The sequence below is a fragment of the Siphonobacter sp. genome (assembly GCF_048595215.1).
Taxonomy (GTDB): Bacteria; Bacteroidota; Bacteroidia; order Cytophagales; family Spirosomataceae; genus Siphonobacter.
In genome coordinates this window covers 1-15,638 of the sequence record NZ_JBMDWJ010000259.1, presented here as the reverse complement: position 1 = coordinate 15,638, position 15,638 = coordinate 1, and the positions used below count along the sequence as shown (strand labels likewise).

10 protein-coding genes are annotated in these 15,638 nt (G+C 50.3%); 2 read left to right on the top strand and 8 right to left on the bottom strand.

The window, feature by feature from the left end; translation table 11 throughout:
- The 3 genes from ACOJTG_RS15995 to ACOJTG_RS15985 all read right to left on the bottom strand — a co-directional run.
- The coding region (locus ACOJTG_RS15995; protein WP_420154745.1) for a hypothetical protein at positions 1 to 579 on the bottom strand (579 nt) is incomplete at its 3' end.
- 128 nt (positions 580 to 707) lie between these two features.
- Complete coding sequence (locus ACOJTG_RS15990; protein ID WP_420154744.1) at positions 708 to 1,259, bottom strand: DinB family protein; 552 nt, start codon at positions 1,257 to 1,259, stop codon at positions 708 to 710.
- 29 nt (positions 1,260 to 1,288) lie between these two features.
- Complete coding sequence (locus ACOJTG_RS15985) at positions 1,289 to 1,759, bottom strand: YbhB/YbcL family Raf kinase inhibitor-like protein (protein WP_420154743.1); 471 nt, start codon at positions 1,757 to 1,759, stop codon at positions 1,289 to 1,291.
- Positions 1,760 to 2,129: 370 nt separating this feature from the next.
- Between ACOJTG_RS15985 and ACOJTG_RS15980 the strand changes: the two genes are divergently transcribed.
- Together ACOJTG_RS15980 and ACOJTG_RS15975 are read left to right on the top strand one after the other, a co-directional pair.
- Positions 2,130 to 2,867, top strand: coding sequence for an SDR family oxidoreductase (locus ACOJTG_RS15980; RefSeq protein ID WP_420154742.1), 738 nt, complete (start codon positions 2,130 to 2,132; stop codon positions 2,865 to 2,867).
- 526 nt (positions 2,868 to 3,393) lie between these two features.
- Positions 3,394 to 4,335 carry a helix-turn-helix domain-containing protein gene (locus tag ACOJTG_RS15975; RefSeq protein WP_420154741.1) on the top strand — a complete coding sequence of 314 codons (942 nt, stop codon included), beginning with the start codon at positions 3,394 to 3,396 and terminating at the stop codon, positions 4,333 to 4,335.
- A gap of 97 nt (positions 4,336 to 4,432) precedes the next feature.
- On the opposite strand, the gene ACOJTG_RS15970 is transcribed toward ACOJTG_RS15975, so the two are convergent.
- The 5 genes from ACOJTG_RS15970 to ACOJTG_RS15950 all read right to left on the bottom strand — a co-directional run bounded on the left by ACOJTG_RS15970 (position 4,433) and on the right by ACOJTG_RS15950 (position 14,963).
- Positions 4,433 to 5,353: a helix-turn-helix domain-containing protein gene (locus ACOJTG_RS15970; protein ID WP_420154740.1), complete on the bottom strand. Its 921-nt coding sequence runs from the start codon at positions 5,351 to 5,353 to the stop codon at positions 4,433 to 4,435.
- Positions 5,354 to 5,421: 68 nt separating this feature from the next.
- The gene (locus ACOJTG_RS15965; RefSeq protein WP_420154739.1) at positions 5,422 to 6,222 is read right to left on the bottom strand and encodes an SDR family oxidoreductase; all 801 of its coding nucleotides are present in this window, start codon (positions 6,220 to 6,222) and stop codon (positions 5,422 to 5,424) included.
- A 150-nt stretch (positions 6,223 to 6,372) separates the two neighbouring features.
- A complete protein-coding gene (locus tag ACOJTG_RS15960; RefSeq protein ID WP_420154738.1) occupies positions 6,373 to 9,798 on the bottom strand; it encodes a ThuA domain-containing protein in 3,426 nt (1,141 codons plus the stop codon).
- Between the two features lie 139 nt (positions 9,799 to 9,937).
- Positions 9,938 to 11,755: a RagB/SusD family nutrient uptake outer membrane protein gene (locus ACOJTG_RS15955; protein ID WP_420154737.1), complete on the bottom strand. Its 1,818-nt coding sequence runs from the start codon at positions 11,753 to 11,755 to the stop codon at positions 9,938 to 9,940.
- Positions 11,756 to 11,768: 13 nt separating this feature from the next.
- Positions 11,769 to 14,963, bottom strand: coding sequence for a SusC/RagA family TonB-linked outer membrane protein (locus ACOJTG_RS15950; protein ID WP_420154736.1), 3,195 nt, complete (start codon positions 14,961 to 14,963; stop codon positions 11,769 to 11,771).
- Between the last annotated feature and the right edge of the window lie 675 nt (positions 14,964 to 15,638).

The window sequence follows — 15,638 nt, the reverse complement described above, 5'->3', positions numbered from 1 at the left end:
TACCGCCTGCCGGATCAGCCTTTCATCATCGGCCTGCTGACTGAGAATACGTAACTTCTGTAACTGTCCGGGATAGTTTTCACCCAAGTACAGTAACAACTCTTCCAGTTTTACCAGCCGCCTGTTTAAAGAAATAGACTGGCCTCCGGCTAGCATAAACCCCAGCGATTCAATGAAATGCTGCAGGAAAGCATCTTGCTCAAAAAGCAAAACGGGCTCCTGATGTCGTTCGCTGATTTTCGTGGCAGGCATGTCGGGATGCCGACTGAAAAAATCAATGAGCACGTTCGTATCGAAGAAAATGAGCATGCTCCGGTAGCTGCCTCCCGGAGCGACAGTTTTTTCGCTCATCAAACAATTTCCTGCCGAAAGCAGGAGAAACTGATTGGGGTTGATCTTCACCGTTGCCCCCGGATAGTAAACCGTTTTTTCGCCTTCCAGCAAGAAACTGAACAGATGCTGATGGAGGGTAATCCGATTCCGGCTCCCATCGATCTGGGACGCATAACTAAAGATCGAAACGGGTTCTAGGTCGGCATCCGTGGAGGCTTGCTCGTTTTGTATACGGGTGGTTTTCATTTGCTTCGTAAGGATACGCCCTAAAACCCAATCCGTTCCCTCAAGAATTGGATCAGGTTTCAGTCGTTTAATGCTTTCTTTAATGCCTTCCGTTCCTGATTCCAGGTTAAATCTGTAGAAGATGGTCTTTACACTTCGTTCAGGATACCACTTCGTTTCTGCTTTTCCTGACGACGAAACCAGTACATGGCCTGGTAACCGAGTGCCTTTCGAATGATGCTCATTTGCCCGATGTGAAAGGCTTCGTGTAGTACCATCGAGGTAAACAGGTCTTCAATAGTGGTACCACCCGTGGGCCCCTGCAAGGGGATTTCCGTTTGTAACACTCGGTCGTCTACGGCTTCGAGCGTCTCGATGAAGCGGTTGGAATACCGGAGCCAATCCTGTACCAAGTCCGTCAGGCTTGGGTATTTTTTGCTTCGGTCAAAGGGTATGAACTGGGGCGGCGGCAGGGTTGGATCGACAAAGAGGTCCAGATACGGATAGGCTTCTACCAACTGCCCCAGACGAACGGTATTTCTGGTCCGCATGATCAGTAAATGACCCGCAATCCATTCTAGACTATTGGTATGCTCACTTATTACTTGACTCCCCTCTTCTTCCCTGATGTCTTCCAGTACCGAAATATACCAGTCGGTCAGCAGCCGAAACTGCCTTAACATCTGCTCTCGTGTGTTCATTGGTGTTAGATGTTAGGAAACCTAGTCAACTAGTGTTTTTGTCCGTAAGCTAGCAGTGAAGCTTTCGCCAGCGTTGCAAAGTGCAGGTTAAATCCCACCAAAGCAGGGGTAGCCTTTTCATCCAATTCCAGCTTTTTGCTTAGGGCATGAACGGTGATCAGGTACCGATGGGCGGGCCCCTCCGGTGGGGCGGCCCCTACGTAACCCGGCGTACCCAGATCGGTATTGCTTTGAAGAGTCCCTTCCGGTAATTGATTGTTCGCCGGATCACCAGCTCCCGAGGGGAGTTCCCGTACCTCCGCCGGAATATTGAAAACCACCCAATGCCAGAGTCCGCTTCCCGTTGGGGCGTCCAGATCGTACATCGTTACGGCAAAGGCTTTCGTTTCGCTGGGGGCATTTTCCCAGTAAAGCTGAGGTGACTGATTTGCTCCCGAAAAGCCCATCCCATTGAAGTACTGTGAGTTGGTTAGCTGTCCACTCAGCTCTGTACTTTTCAAGGTAAATGTTGCGGATGACGTCCCGGCATTAGTCATTGATTCTAAGCTCATTGTCTACTTTATTTTATGTTCTTTGGTTCTACAAAGGTAGACGTGCCGCAAGGCAGCGGAACATAGGATAACGTTCAAAAAGTGTGGCTAAACGTTCAATTTCACAGAGAACAATGTCTGTTGTATATCGCAAAAGAGCTACTTACTCAGACTTTCTCATTTTGGCTACGCATCTCCGGAATTAGGCTACGTCCGCCTCCTCAATACTCCGGACCTTTGTCAGGTGGTTTTAAGGAATTCACGGCTGGTCCGAAGCCATTTATCGGTTCCCTACTGCGAACATTCCACTACCTGATTTTCTCACTTGATTTCAATGAACATGAAAAAAGCATTCATTACCGGTGCCAATAAAAGTATTGGCTTAGAAACAGCACGTCAGCTACTGAAACGGGGTTACTTTGTGTATCTGGGCAGTCGCGATTTTGAAAACGGACGGAAAGCTCTGGAACAACTAAAAGCCGAAGGGCTGGATCAGGCGGAGGTTATTTTGCTGGATGTCAGCGATTCGCAATCCGTGTCAGCGGCCCGCACGGCGATTGGCCTTACAACGGACGTATTGGACGTACTAATCAACAACGCGGGTATTAACGGCGGGATGCCTCAATCGGCCCTGACTTTATCCCTGGATCGCATGCAGGAGGCCTTCAATGTCAATGTGTACGGAGTGGTTCGGGTGACGCAGGCTTTTATCGATCTGCTGAAAAGGGCCGAACAGCCCCGCATTGTCAATGTATCGTCCAGTGGTTGCTCGCTGACGTTAAGCAGTGACCCTAACTGGCGATTTTATCACCACAAAGCAGCGATCTATCAACCCTCGAAAGCGGCTTTGAATATGTACACGATTGATCTGGCTTACGAACTGCGAGACACCCCCTTCAAGGTGAATGCCGTTGACCCAGGATTCACGGCTACCGATTTTAATAACCACCGGGGTGATGACAGTCCTGAAAACGCGGGCCAACGGATTGTTAAGTATGCCCTCATCGGAGCGGACGGCCCTACGGGTCGGTTTATCAGTGAGTATCACAATCCGGAGACGGGGGAGATTCCCTGGTAAAGAGAGTTTATTATGGGATAAATAGTTAAGCTTAAAATTCATTATACTAAAAAGAGAAATACGATAGTTTAGTGATGTCGTTTTACTCAGACGGAGTTTGGTCCCGCAGGTACGGCCGAATAATAGCTCCTAAGCCTTCCAGGCTGGACCTCTCCACGCCTGACGACAGCCCGCTTCAGGCCACCGCATTGCGGCTGTTCCGTTGCTCAGGAGCGTGAGAGGTTCTCATCTATTAATAATAGATTGTTAGAAGTTAACTGGATACCTTCATGGGGGGCATAGAACCGGGCCCCGTCCTATCGCGAAAAGCCGCCTTTTTCATCCGCAACGCGTGGCCCAGAGCAGGATGAAAAGAGCGGCGGGCGTGCCGACATGGAATGTATATGGACTAAAAAACCATCCGTCTTAACAGGACGATATAGTGATCTGCTAACAATTAGTTAATCGTTGTTAGCAAGTCTCTACACGAGTGTCCAGAAACTAAAACCCAGACGTACCTGCGGAACGAAAAACGCAATTTCATAAAATGAACCACCCTACTCCAATCAAACTCGAATCCATTGCGGAAGTGCACCGGTATTTGGGTTTACCCAAGCCCCTGCATCCGCTGATTAGTTTACTGGATAATACGAATCAGCAGTTCGATACGAACAAACTTCCCCAGTATGACGTGCTGAGCTTTTACAAGATTACGTTCATCACCCAATACAGCGGAAGGGTGAGGTACGGTCAGGGTTATTATGATTTTGACGAAGGAAGTATGCTGTTTGCGGCTCCCAATCAACTCATGGGGCGGGATCGGGAACCGACTGATCACGCGGGGTATGCCCTGCTCATTCACCCCGACTTCTTACAGGGGTTTCCCCTTGCTTCAAAGATCCGGCAGTATGGCTTTTTCTCCTATTCCCTTACGGAAGCCCTGCACCTTTCCGACCAGGAAAAAACGACGATTCTATCCGTCTTTAAGCATATGGAAGAGGAGCTAAACAGTCGGATCGATGAATTGAGCCAGGAAGTAATCATTGCTCAAATCGAGCTCCTGCTCACGTACGCTGACCGATTTTACCGGCGTCAGTTCATCACGCGTAAACCCGTCAGCCATGAGTTGCTTCCCAAACTAGAAGAGCTACTGAATCGCTATTTTTACGACGGAACGGCTTTACGTTCGGGTATTCCTACGGTTCAGTATCTGGCTGAGCAGTTACACTACTCGCCCACCTATCTGAGTGATCTGCTTCGTTCGCTGACCGGACAAAATGCCCAGCAGCACATTCACGGCAAGCTCATTGAAATAGCGAAGGAAAAACTATCAGCGAGCACGTTGTCAATCAGTGAAGTGGCGTATGAATTAGGATTCGAGCATCCGCAATCGTTCAGTAAGTTATTCAAGATTAAAACGAACGTTTCCCCGTTGGAATTCAAGCGGTCCTTTGCTCGGGAAATACCTCCGGAACGGTCCGCTGGTTAGCGTGGAATGGTCTAGTAAGAATGTAGTTGTTTTGTAAACTCAAGGATTTCACGACTGATACTACGCTGACTTCCAGACCACTTTTTTACCGTAGACCTCAATTAAAACTCGCCCTAAATTCCAGTGGAGACAAATTAGTTTTTGATTTAAACAGCTTACTGAACGACTGCGGGTGTTCAAATCCCAGCTGATAGGCGATCTCTCCTACCGTCAGGTTACTGAGGGTGAGTATTTCCTTCGCTTTTTCAATCAGTTTTAAATGAATATGTTGCTGAGTATTATGGCCCGTCAGCGTACGCAGCATATCGCCGAGGTAGCGGGGTGATACATTCAGTTGATCAGCCAGAAACTGAACGGTCGGCAAGCCCTGTAGTAAGGCCGTTTTATCGTTGAAATACTGATGTAAAATCCGGTCTAACTGCTCCAGTAAAGCGTTGTTGAGGGGCTTTCGGGTAATGAACTGGCGTTTGTAAAATCGCTGACTGTAGTTCAGCAGCAATTCCAGTAAGGAGATTAGTACATCCTGACTAATATCGTCAATGGCCGTTTCCAGCTCGTCGCCCATATTCCGGGCAATGGACGTAATGATGGTCTTTTCCTTGTCGGAAAGGTGTAAGGACTCGTTAACAGCATACGAGAAAAACCCGTAGTTTTTGATTTTGGTATCCAACGGATAATTCCGTAGAAAATCGGGATGAATCAGTAGCGTAAAGCCCATCGTCGCTACGGACGTTTCAACGGCAGACAGGGGCTGTCCCGGTGCAGTAAAAAACAGTCCGCCTTCGTCGAAGTCGTAAGTAGTCTGGCCGTATCTCATCGAACACCCCGCCGACGCATTGAAGGTAATATGGTAGAAGTCCATCAAAAACGTGGGCGTCAGCATTGCCGCAGTCAGCTGGACTTTGCTATACTCCAACAGACTGATCAGCGGGTGGCTGGGCTGCGGCAAACCAAACGTCCGGTGTATATCGGAGATGGAATGGAAGACGCGTGGTTTAGGCTTAAGTTCCCCTTTCATGGTTTGATAACTAGAGGTCGATACTTCGGTGTAACCCGAAATACCGACCCAGTAATTCCTGAATCCAATTAATTTTCTGCAATCATCTGCTTGATTCCTTCCCGGAAGGCCTCATCCCCCACGGCCAGTCGCTGGGCATACAAAGCTTTCGCATCTTCACCGCATACGTACCGCAGCGTATTCGTTCCATCGGTAGCGGCTCCGTAGACCACTTCCGCGATCTGCTCGGCCGTAGAACCGTTGGGACTAGACGTGATGGCCGTCATAAACTTGTGCAACAGCGTATCGTAATCCGGATGCGAGGCCATCACGGATCGGTTCTGGATTTCGGTGGCTACCATACCGGGTTCAATGGTTTTGATACCGATTCCTAAGGCGTTCAATTCGAAGGACAGGCTTTCGCTCCAGCCTTCCAGGGCCCATTTGCTGGCGTCGTACATAGAACTTACCGGAAAACCCATCAAACCCGCCGATGAGCCAGTGGTAATGAACAGGCCACTTTTTCGCTCGCGGAAGTACGGAATGAACGCCTGCGTCACCCGGACTACCCCCAGAAAATTAGTATCCATCTGGCGAACTAGCTCCTCATCGGGGATGGCCTCCAAGGCTCCCAGCAAGGCGTATCCGGCATTGTTGAATACGACGTCAATATCGCCTGAGGACAGAGCCTGTTGCGTCGTTGCTTTGATCTGTTCGGGATTGGTTACGTCCAGGGGCAGCAGCGTCACCTGTTCGAGTTGAGTTAGCTCTTGCTCCAGTTCCGGCTTACGCATGGTCGCAATAACCTTCCAGCCTTTACTCGCGAATAATTTTGCCGTAGCCTTACCAATCCCCGCCGAAGCACCCGTAATAAAAATCGTCTTTGTCATTTCTTTTTGTTTCATCTTTCGAAAGACAAAGCTCCGCTACCTACCGTTTGGGCTTGTAGTAAAACTGGAGAATCCTGTAGCCAAAATGGTACGAATCCTCAGAACGCATCAGGCCCCGGAACGTCCGATGACTCTCCGGGGCCTGATGCATTAGTTGGAAGCGAGAAAATTAATTTTATTGAAGGCAAACAAGGGTTTCTGCCCCGCAGACGGATTTTTGAAGACAAAGTATAGTTGATGGATACCCGTCATCTCCTGCCGGAGCGGGATCTTCAATTCGCCCTTATTATCCTGAGGCACCTCCACTTCTCCTACCAAGGGCCCCGTGGGTGAATCGAGGTGTACGGCTAAGACCCCCCCGGCAAATCGCTCTTTAGACGCAATGACAGAGGTCGTAATCTCTTTCACGGAGGTCAGGTCAATCCCCTTGTACAGCAGATAACTGCCCGATTTCAGGCCAATTGCGTAAGGAACTTTCGGCGTAATCTCGTACACCACTACTTCACTTTTCCCATCCGCCGCTCCGGCTTCCAGGTAGGGTGAACGCAAGGCGAGCGTGGATGAGTTGGTCAGGGGACCGATCAATCCGTTTCCTTTGTCAGTATAGCTGGCCGTCAGTACGTACGAACCTTCCTTTTTCTGCGATACGGGCTTGTATTGGCCCGCTACGGGTTGCCGATTCACGGGCTTTCTGCTCGCCAGTGAAAGAATGTACCGCACCATGTCCAGGGCTTCCTCTTCTTTGAGCTGGGGGTGAGCACTCATGGCCTGTTCGCCCCATACACCACCGCCACCAGCGATTACTTTACTGGCCAGCTTCCGCTCGGCCTGGGCATTGCCCCGGTATTTCTTGGCCACATCGATGTACGAAGGACCCACTGATTTTTTATCCAGCGTATGGCAGGCCTTACAGTCACTTAAATCAATGAGTCGTTTGCCCGTCGAAGCTCCCGTATTGGCCTGATGGCCCTGAGCCAGCATGGTTTTGTCGAAGCCTTCCAGATAGTCGATGGTGACGGTCACCTCATCTTCGGTAATACCCTGTTGGATTTTTCCATCCTCCTTGTCGCTCACGTTGACGGCATACGTAATGGGCTGATCGGGAAAGTAGAAGGTCTTATTGCCTTTTAAGACAATTTCTACCTGCGGTTCGGCATTGCCTACTTTAATGGTGAGGTTGGTCGTAGCCGAGTTCCCCAGGCGGTCGCTTACTTTCAGGGTGACGGGATACGTACCCGGCTTCTGAAAAGTAACGCTTGGGGTAACGGTTTTTTGCCGGGGGATTCCGCCACCAAAATTCCAGTCGTACGTCAAAGCATCGCCGTCGTAATCGATGGATTCGCGGGCGTCGAACTTCACCGTCAGCGGGGCGGCTCCGTTTAGCTTACTAGCGATAGCTTTCGCTACGGGCTTGCGGTTTCCGGTGTTGTAGGTGATTCGGGATAGTCGGGCATCGGCATTGGCCGTAAACCACTGCTGACCGTATTCAATCGTATACAAAGAGCCGTCCTTGGCAAACTGCATATCGATGACGTGCGAAAACTTCGTGTTCGGCATGAACGTTTCCATGGACACGTAATCGCCGTTCGGATTCATGGTTACCGGGTGAATCCAGTCCCGCGTCCAGTCGTAGGCAAACAACTTCCCGTCGTAGTATCGGGGAAACTTAACCGCCGTTTCGGGATAGTCGTCATAATAGTACACCGGTCCGGCCATGGCGTTTCGGGCTCCTTTTCCCACAATGGGACCGAATTCGGGAGAATCCGCGTAGGGATAGTAGATAAAAGCTTTCTGGGCCGCTGGCAATTCTTTCAGGCCCGTATTATGGGGTGAATCATTGATGGGCTTGGCCGGGTCAAACAAGGCTTTCGTTGTACTATCTCCGAAACTACGGGCCCGGTAAGGGCGGTTGTCGGCGACAAACAGCGGCCAGCCGAAGTTCCCGGCTTTCCGGGCCTGATTTACTTCATCGTGCCCGCGAGGACCGAACTGTTCGCTATTCTGCCCCGCGTCCGGACCCACTTCGCCCCAGTAGAGATAATTGGTACGCTGATCCACCGCAATGCGATACGGGTTTCGGTTCCCCATGACGTAAATTTCAGGACGGGCTTTCTCCGTTCCCGCGGCAAACAGGTTATCCTCGGGAATGGTATACGTACCATTCGGCTCGGGATGAATACGCAGGATTTTACCCCGTAAGTCGTTGGTATTAGCGGACGTATACCGGGCATCCCAACCGCTGCGTTCGGCCCGTTCGTCCATCGGAGCGTAGCCGCTTGAGTTGAAAGGATTGGTATCATCGCCGGTCGACAGGTATAAATTACCTTTCCGATCCCAGGCAATCGAACCGCCCGTATGGCAACAGCCCGTCCGTTTGACGGGTACGGTTAAGAGTACTTTTTCCGTATTCATCATGACCGTATCGCGGCCTTCGTCGTACACAAAGCGGGAAAGGTGCTGAGCGGTATCGGCGGGCGTGTTTCCGGTACTGGGTGAATAATAGACGTAAATCCATTTATTCTGCTTGAAATCAGGGTCGATGTTAAGTCCCATCAGGCCGTATTCAAACTTGGTATACACCGGAAAGTTCGCAACGGTTTTAATCGTTTTTTTGCCGGGATCGTACAGCTTCAAGGCTCCTTTCCGTTCCGCAAAAAGCACCTTCCCGTTGTCCAGTACGGCTAGTTCCGTAGGTTCATCCAGACCCGCCTTCAACACTTCGTGCACAAAGCGGTTTTCCTCGGGGTACGGATGCGTGTGGGCCTTTTTGTAGTCTAACTGACTCGACCAAACCGATTCAATTCCACCCATGATATGCTGTAGAAAAAGCGTATCGCTGAAGGATTCATCCGTATGGCCACCTCCCGTATAAAAGGATTTGCCACCATCAAAATCCCGGTGCCAGATGAACGGGTGATTGTCGCCGTTCTTGCCTCCCTTGTAGGTTTTCTCGTCCAGGTTGCCTAGTACCTTAATTTCGGGCACGATGCTCTTGTAGTTGTACCATTCATCGTATCGCTTCCAGCGTTTGGGCAGCATTTTAGTGGACGGATGGCTGGAATCCAGGATTTCAATTTCCGCGTTTTGCTGCTGCGGGTGACTCAGAAAGTAAGCTCCGACCAGCTGATTGTACCAGGGCCAGTCATGCTCCGTATCGGCCGCCGCGTGAATACCGGCATAACCGCCCCCCGCCTGAATGTACCGCTCAAAAGCGGCCTTCTGCGAGGCATCGAGAATCGTGCCCGTGGTGCTCAAAAAGACTACGGCATTGTACCGTTTGAGGTTGGATTCCTCAAAGGCCGCTGCATTTTCCGTCGTATCGACCAGAAAACCCCGCTCCTTACCCAGCTTGAGCAGGGCTTTTTTGCCCGCCGGAATGGACGCGTGACGAAATCCCGATGTTTTCGAAAACACCAGAATTCGCTTGGTACTTGCCGATGGCGAGGCCGTTTTGACGGCAACTTTTTTATTTGTCTGGGCAACTAGCAAGGTTGCGGGCAGGCAGACGGCCCAAAGGGCTAGTAACACCCCTTTTTTTCGTCGGCCTATCCAGAAGTTTAGCTTGATGAGATTCATGACCAATAAGAATGAGATAAGGATTTCGCTTCTATTTTTCCGTTAGACACTTTCGTAACAAGCGTTTAAGAGAAGAATTACTTAGCACCTGACAAGCGAGGCCTTTCATCCCAGAAGAATGAAAGGCCTCCCCTGACGACTAGTACCCGGGATTCTGTTTGATGCCCGGATTCTGATCCAGGACGTTCTGCGGGATCGGGTTCATGTACTGCTTCTTGTCGAACTTCACCGTGTACTTCTTCTCGGGTTCGATGGTGTACACCCAAACCCCTGAATTATTCGCGGGTACGGAATTGCGAATGACCATGTTATGACGGGGCTTACCCATCACCTCAGCGGCCTTCGCCAGGCGTTTGTTGTCGAGGAAGCGTTTGTCTTCGAAACACAACTCCACCCTTCTTTCCCGGTAAATGGCTTCCCGCATCTGATCTTTGGTTAAGCCCTGCGGTAAGGGAGCCAGTTCGGAGCGAGCCCGGATTTTGTTGATGGCGTCGTATACGCCTCCATCGGGACCGGTGGCTTCGTTCTGGGCTTCGGCGTAGTTGAGCAGTACTTCGGCGTAGCGATAGAAAATATAGTTCTGACCACTAGCATCATTGCCGGGAGCGGCGTCAGGATTGAGCCGTTTTTTCTGGTAATAGCCCGAATCGCCCACGTCCGTTTTACCCGCCAGGTCAATCTGATTGGTACGGTCAGGATTCGGTAACGTCAAATCGATACGGGTGTAGATCGTATCCGCCCGGGGCATCCAGTCCAGTTTGTAGGGAGCACCATCGTACACAATGAAGTCATAAAACCGCTTCTCCCGGTTAACGTAGGGTTTTTGCGGATCATAGCCTGAGGTGGGATCCGTAATGGGTTTACCGTTCGCCATCGCAAACTGGTCCACCAGTTCCTGCGTCGGATTGTAGTTTCCCCAGGAACGGTACTCGCCCAGCACGTAAGTTGGGCCGCCCCGGCTTTCGTAACTGCCCCCCATGTTCGCCACGTTCGCTACCACCTGACGATCCCAGATTACTTCCGAGTTGTACTCATTCGCCGTACGCCAGAGGTTTTTCAAATCCGGAAACAGGTTGTAGTTTTTACCATTCCCGTACGTGTCGATAAAGGCTTTGTTGGTAGCCGCCGCTTTAGCCCAGCGGGAAGGATCATAGTTACCGAAATGGACGAACTTTCCCGGATCGGATAAATAAGGCGTCGCGGTGTTGAACAGCGGACTCGCCGCGAAAAGCTCTACCCAGCCTTTCAGAGCCAGGGCCGCTCCGAGGGTCGCCCGTCCGGCATCGCGTTGGGAGAGGCTGTACTTCACGTCCATGTTCCCATTTTTCACCACCTGATCGAGTTCACTGACGATGAAATTGTAGGTATCCGCAAAGGTCTCTCGGGGCTTTTGCAATTGCTCGGTACTCATTTTGGTCCGATCCAGCGGTTCCGTCAAAATGGGCAGGCCGCCGATGTGCACAAAAAATTCGCTGTAGAAAAACGCCCGCAGGAACCGGGCTTCGTCCATGCGTTTATTGTAGTAGGCTTCCGAATAATTGGCTTTGTTTTCCGTAATCTTCTGGATGAACGTATTTACCTTCCGAATTTTCACGAAAAAATTCTCCCAGGTGTAGCCATACGTAGGCCCGTGCGTACCTCCCCAGGGGTTGTCGGTACTAGTCGAGGGAACGATCGTGATGCCGATTCGCCAGTTGGCGGCGGTGTAGTAGTGACTGATGTTGTAGTCATCTGTATAGTAATCAAGGCTTTCGGTTTGATTGAGCTTATTCGGAATCTGACTATATACGTCATTGAGGAAAACGTCCGCGTTGGTTTCCGACTCCCACTGCGTCAAATCCGTTAAATTGGCTTTATTGACGTTCTCCAGAAACTTATCCGTTTCGCACGACATGGGCAGGGTAAGCACCAACAGGCTCAGTCCAAGTACCCTGGCATTGGTAAGGAAGCGATTCATAGTATAGGTTCAATTAAAAGGTTAGATCAATTCCAAACGTCGTGGCTTTCATCACCGGATAGGCCGTTTCCCGATCCGTGTAGCCCATCTCGGGATCGACGTGCTTGATGCGGCTGAAGGTGAGCAGGTTTTGCGTCGTGAAATACACCCGGGCAGAGCCGATGTGGGCTTTTCCCAGCAGTGCTTTCGGCAGCGTATACCCGAAATTCAGCGTTTTCAGACGCAGGTAGCTGGCATTGACCATCCAGAAGTCGCTGTCTTTGGTATTGTTGGCGTACGGAGCCGGCGTAGACCGGGGATATTTGGCATTTTGACGCTCGGGAGTCCAGCGATTGTCTAAGTACTCATAGCCCGTATTGCTGCCGTTGTTCTCGAAAGGAACCGTCAGGAATTGGCGAATATTCAGGCTCGACTTGCCACTACCCTGGAAAAAGAGGGAGAGGTCAAATCCCTTCCAGTTGATGCTCGGCGTGATACCAAAGGTGAGAGCGGGATACACGGGATTTCCAATGACGGTCAAATCAAAATCATTGATGACTCCATCCGGAATACCATCCGGACCGCTCAGATCCGCGTAGCGAATATCACCCGGATGCAAGGCTCCGAATTGGGTAACGTTGTAGCCATCTTTGGCATCAATTACGCCGTCGCCATTGACATCATCCGACGTCTTGAATAAACCCATTGACTTATACCCGTACGGCGTACCGAATTGCCGGCCCACTTTAGTCCGGTTGGGGTTACGGGCTTCCGCATCCGTCTGGAATACTTCCAGCATCCGGTTGATGGAATACGTCAGGTTAGCGTTGACTGAGAAATCAATATCCTTACCGATTTTACGACGGGTACCAATATTCAGCTCAACGCCGTCACTGTTCATGCGGCCTTTGTTTTCCTGCGACAACGACAATCCGTATTCAACGGGTAGGGTTACCTGGGGAGCCAGCAACATACCCGTTCGGTTTTCGTGGAAGTAGTCAAATTCCACGTTCAGCAGTGAATTCCAGAGATTCAGGTCGAAGCCAATATCCGTTTTCGTGGAGATTTCCCAGGTAATGTAGGGGTTAGGCTCCCGGGGAACCGAAGAGGCTTGCACCAGCGTACCGTTGCCAAAGGCGTACGCTGCTCCGCGTAAATCATAGCCCGCCTGGTACTGGAAGGGAGAACCCGCCAACATACCTGCTTTTCCCCAAGAACCTCTGATTTTGAATTCATTAATAAAGCTTACATCCTTCAGAAACGACTCCTCGGAAATTCGCCAGGCGGCTGAAAAAGCGGGGAAGTATCCCCAGCGTTTGCCCGGAGCAAAGTAATAGTGACCGTCGTAACGTCCGGCGGCTTCCAGACTCAGTTTATCTTTGTAAGTATAACCTAAGCGATACACGAACCCCAGCTCACTGCCCGTCGAAGAGGTTCCGGAGTTGTCGTAATCCAGTTTGTCGGAACTCCCGAAACTCAACTCATCAATGCCAATGGCGAAGTTGTTGCGTCGGGTCGTCATGGATTCCTGGGTCGTTTTCCGCATCTCTACTACGGCTAATCCGGTAATGGCGTGCGAGCCAAACGTACCCGTATAGTTCAAATACCCCTGCGTGGTATAATTGGTACGCCGCGTATTTTCCAAGCCGAGCCAGCGGAAAGGCCGTCCCATTCCTTCCTGCAACGAAATGGCATCGGTGTAGGTGTACGGTTGGGAAGTCAAATCGATCTTGTGGTAGACGAAGGGTACGTGCCAGAGCTTGGTATTCTGCTGCCAGGGATCATAGCTGAATACACCTTTCACGCTGAGTCCCTTGGCAAGTTGCTGCTCTACGAACAGGGTTCCGAGTAAGGTATTGGCATTGTTACGACGATAACCGGGCGAACGCAGTACGCCAATGGGCGTGCTCGCCGACGACTCACCCCACTTGTCGCCTTCGGGATAAATCAGGCTTTGCGTCGGAAGAAATTTGTAAAAGCTGCGGAATAAGTGGCCTGAAGTGGATTCGTCAGCATCTACATCTTTCGTATTTTCAATACTTCCCAGCAAGGACATTCCAATCTTGGTCGTCCGGGTTGCCGCCATTTCTACGCTCAAATTGTAGTTGTACCGCTTGTAACCCACCGGATCGAAAATCCCCTTCTGATCAAAATAACTCAGCCCCGCGTGATAGGTAACGTTGTCGGTACCACCGCTCAGTTCCAGGACGTGATTCTGAATGGGAACGTTCTTGTTGAAAGCCTTCACAAAGTTGGAGTTCGGATATTTCCAGGGATCTTCTTCGTGTAAACGATCATAATTGTTCACCAGATTAGGGTCGTTCGGTAGGCTCGTTCCTTCCGGATTCTGATTCAGATAAGCTTCATTCTGCAAAGCCATGTAATCTTTCGCATTCAGCACTTTCGGCAAATACGTCGGATTCTGAAACCCGTACGAAGAGCTTAAGCGTACCTGGGGCTTGCCCGATTTACCCCGTTTAGTGGTGATCAGAATTACGCCGTTAGCTCCCCCAATCCCGTACGGAGCTACGGCCGCCGCATCTTTAAGGATCGTCACGCTCTCAATACTGGCTGGGTCCACCTGACGAATGTTGTCCCGCCGTACGCCATCCACCACGACCAGCGGACGGTTATTACCCGTCGTCACAATCCCGCGAATGTGAATATCGGGATCATCATTACCGGGTTGACCGCCGTTGGGTCGCATACTGACCCCCGAGACACGTCCCGCCAGTGATTGCGTAATGTTCGGTACGGGTACCTGCACGATGGCATCCCCCTTTATACTACTGATGGAGCCCGTAACGGTAGCCTTTTTCTGCGTACCGTAACCCACCACGACGATTTCATCAAGGGCTTTCGTGTCGGCACTCAGCGTGACGTCCAGTACGGTCGCATTGCCAACGCTCAGTTCTTTCGTCAGGTAGCCGATGTACGAAAACACCAGTATATCCTCATCCTGCACCCCTTCTATGCTATAAACCCCGTCCGCATTCGTGGATGTGCCTTTAACAGTACCCTTGATGGACACGTTCACACCGGGTAAGGGCTGCCCCTGCTCATCCTTGATTACGCCCGTTAGTCGCTTCGCGACTGGTTTTACAGCGATTAAAGGCTGAGTAATCCGTTCTTCGGTCTCTACCAAGGCCCAGGCCGACATTGGTAGGGAACAAAGCGTCAATAAGTGTAAAAATGACACTTTTAAGAATGGAAATAGTTTTTCTTTCATGTGTTTAGCGTTAAAACCACTTGCTGAAAAATTTGGAAATAGGATCCCTGGGAGGCTATGAAGGAAGCATAGTCTCAGTGTAGTAATCGGAACGATGGAACGCACAATTGGAGGGTTAGGGCCCAACAATACCAGTCCCATCTCCGGTTGGAAGATGAATAGAGATGCCTAGTGGTAAAGGATAAATTGGTTTTAGAGATTAATGGGTAATCTGTTAGGAAAAACTATTTGATAGAGGTTATAGGTGGATAATTTTCATAGTATGGCTTCCTTGCCGCGGTTCAAGGATCATAGGGAAGATTCAATTTTTCATTGCCATAATACAATAGCAAATCTATTAAAGTTTTCTAAAGCGTCAACAAGACACTTAAAAAAAATAGATGTTAATTCGTAAAATTTTTAATCGGTATCGTGAATGCTCATACCAACCCTAAATTCCAGCAAATGAGGCAGCTTTTTATTAGTAAAGCCTGGGTCCTTTACCTTCGACGAAAACCGTGATTAACACTATCCTATTCATTACGAACACAAAAATTAACGTATACGTCGGGGCGACAGGTGCTATTTGCTGGTCTAGTAAGGGTACGTCGCTTCTGTTTCAGGCAATAAGGATAGATTGGTCCCCTTTATACAGGACCGGGCCACTTCGGTAAGGATCGTAACTGAATTCGGCGT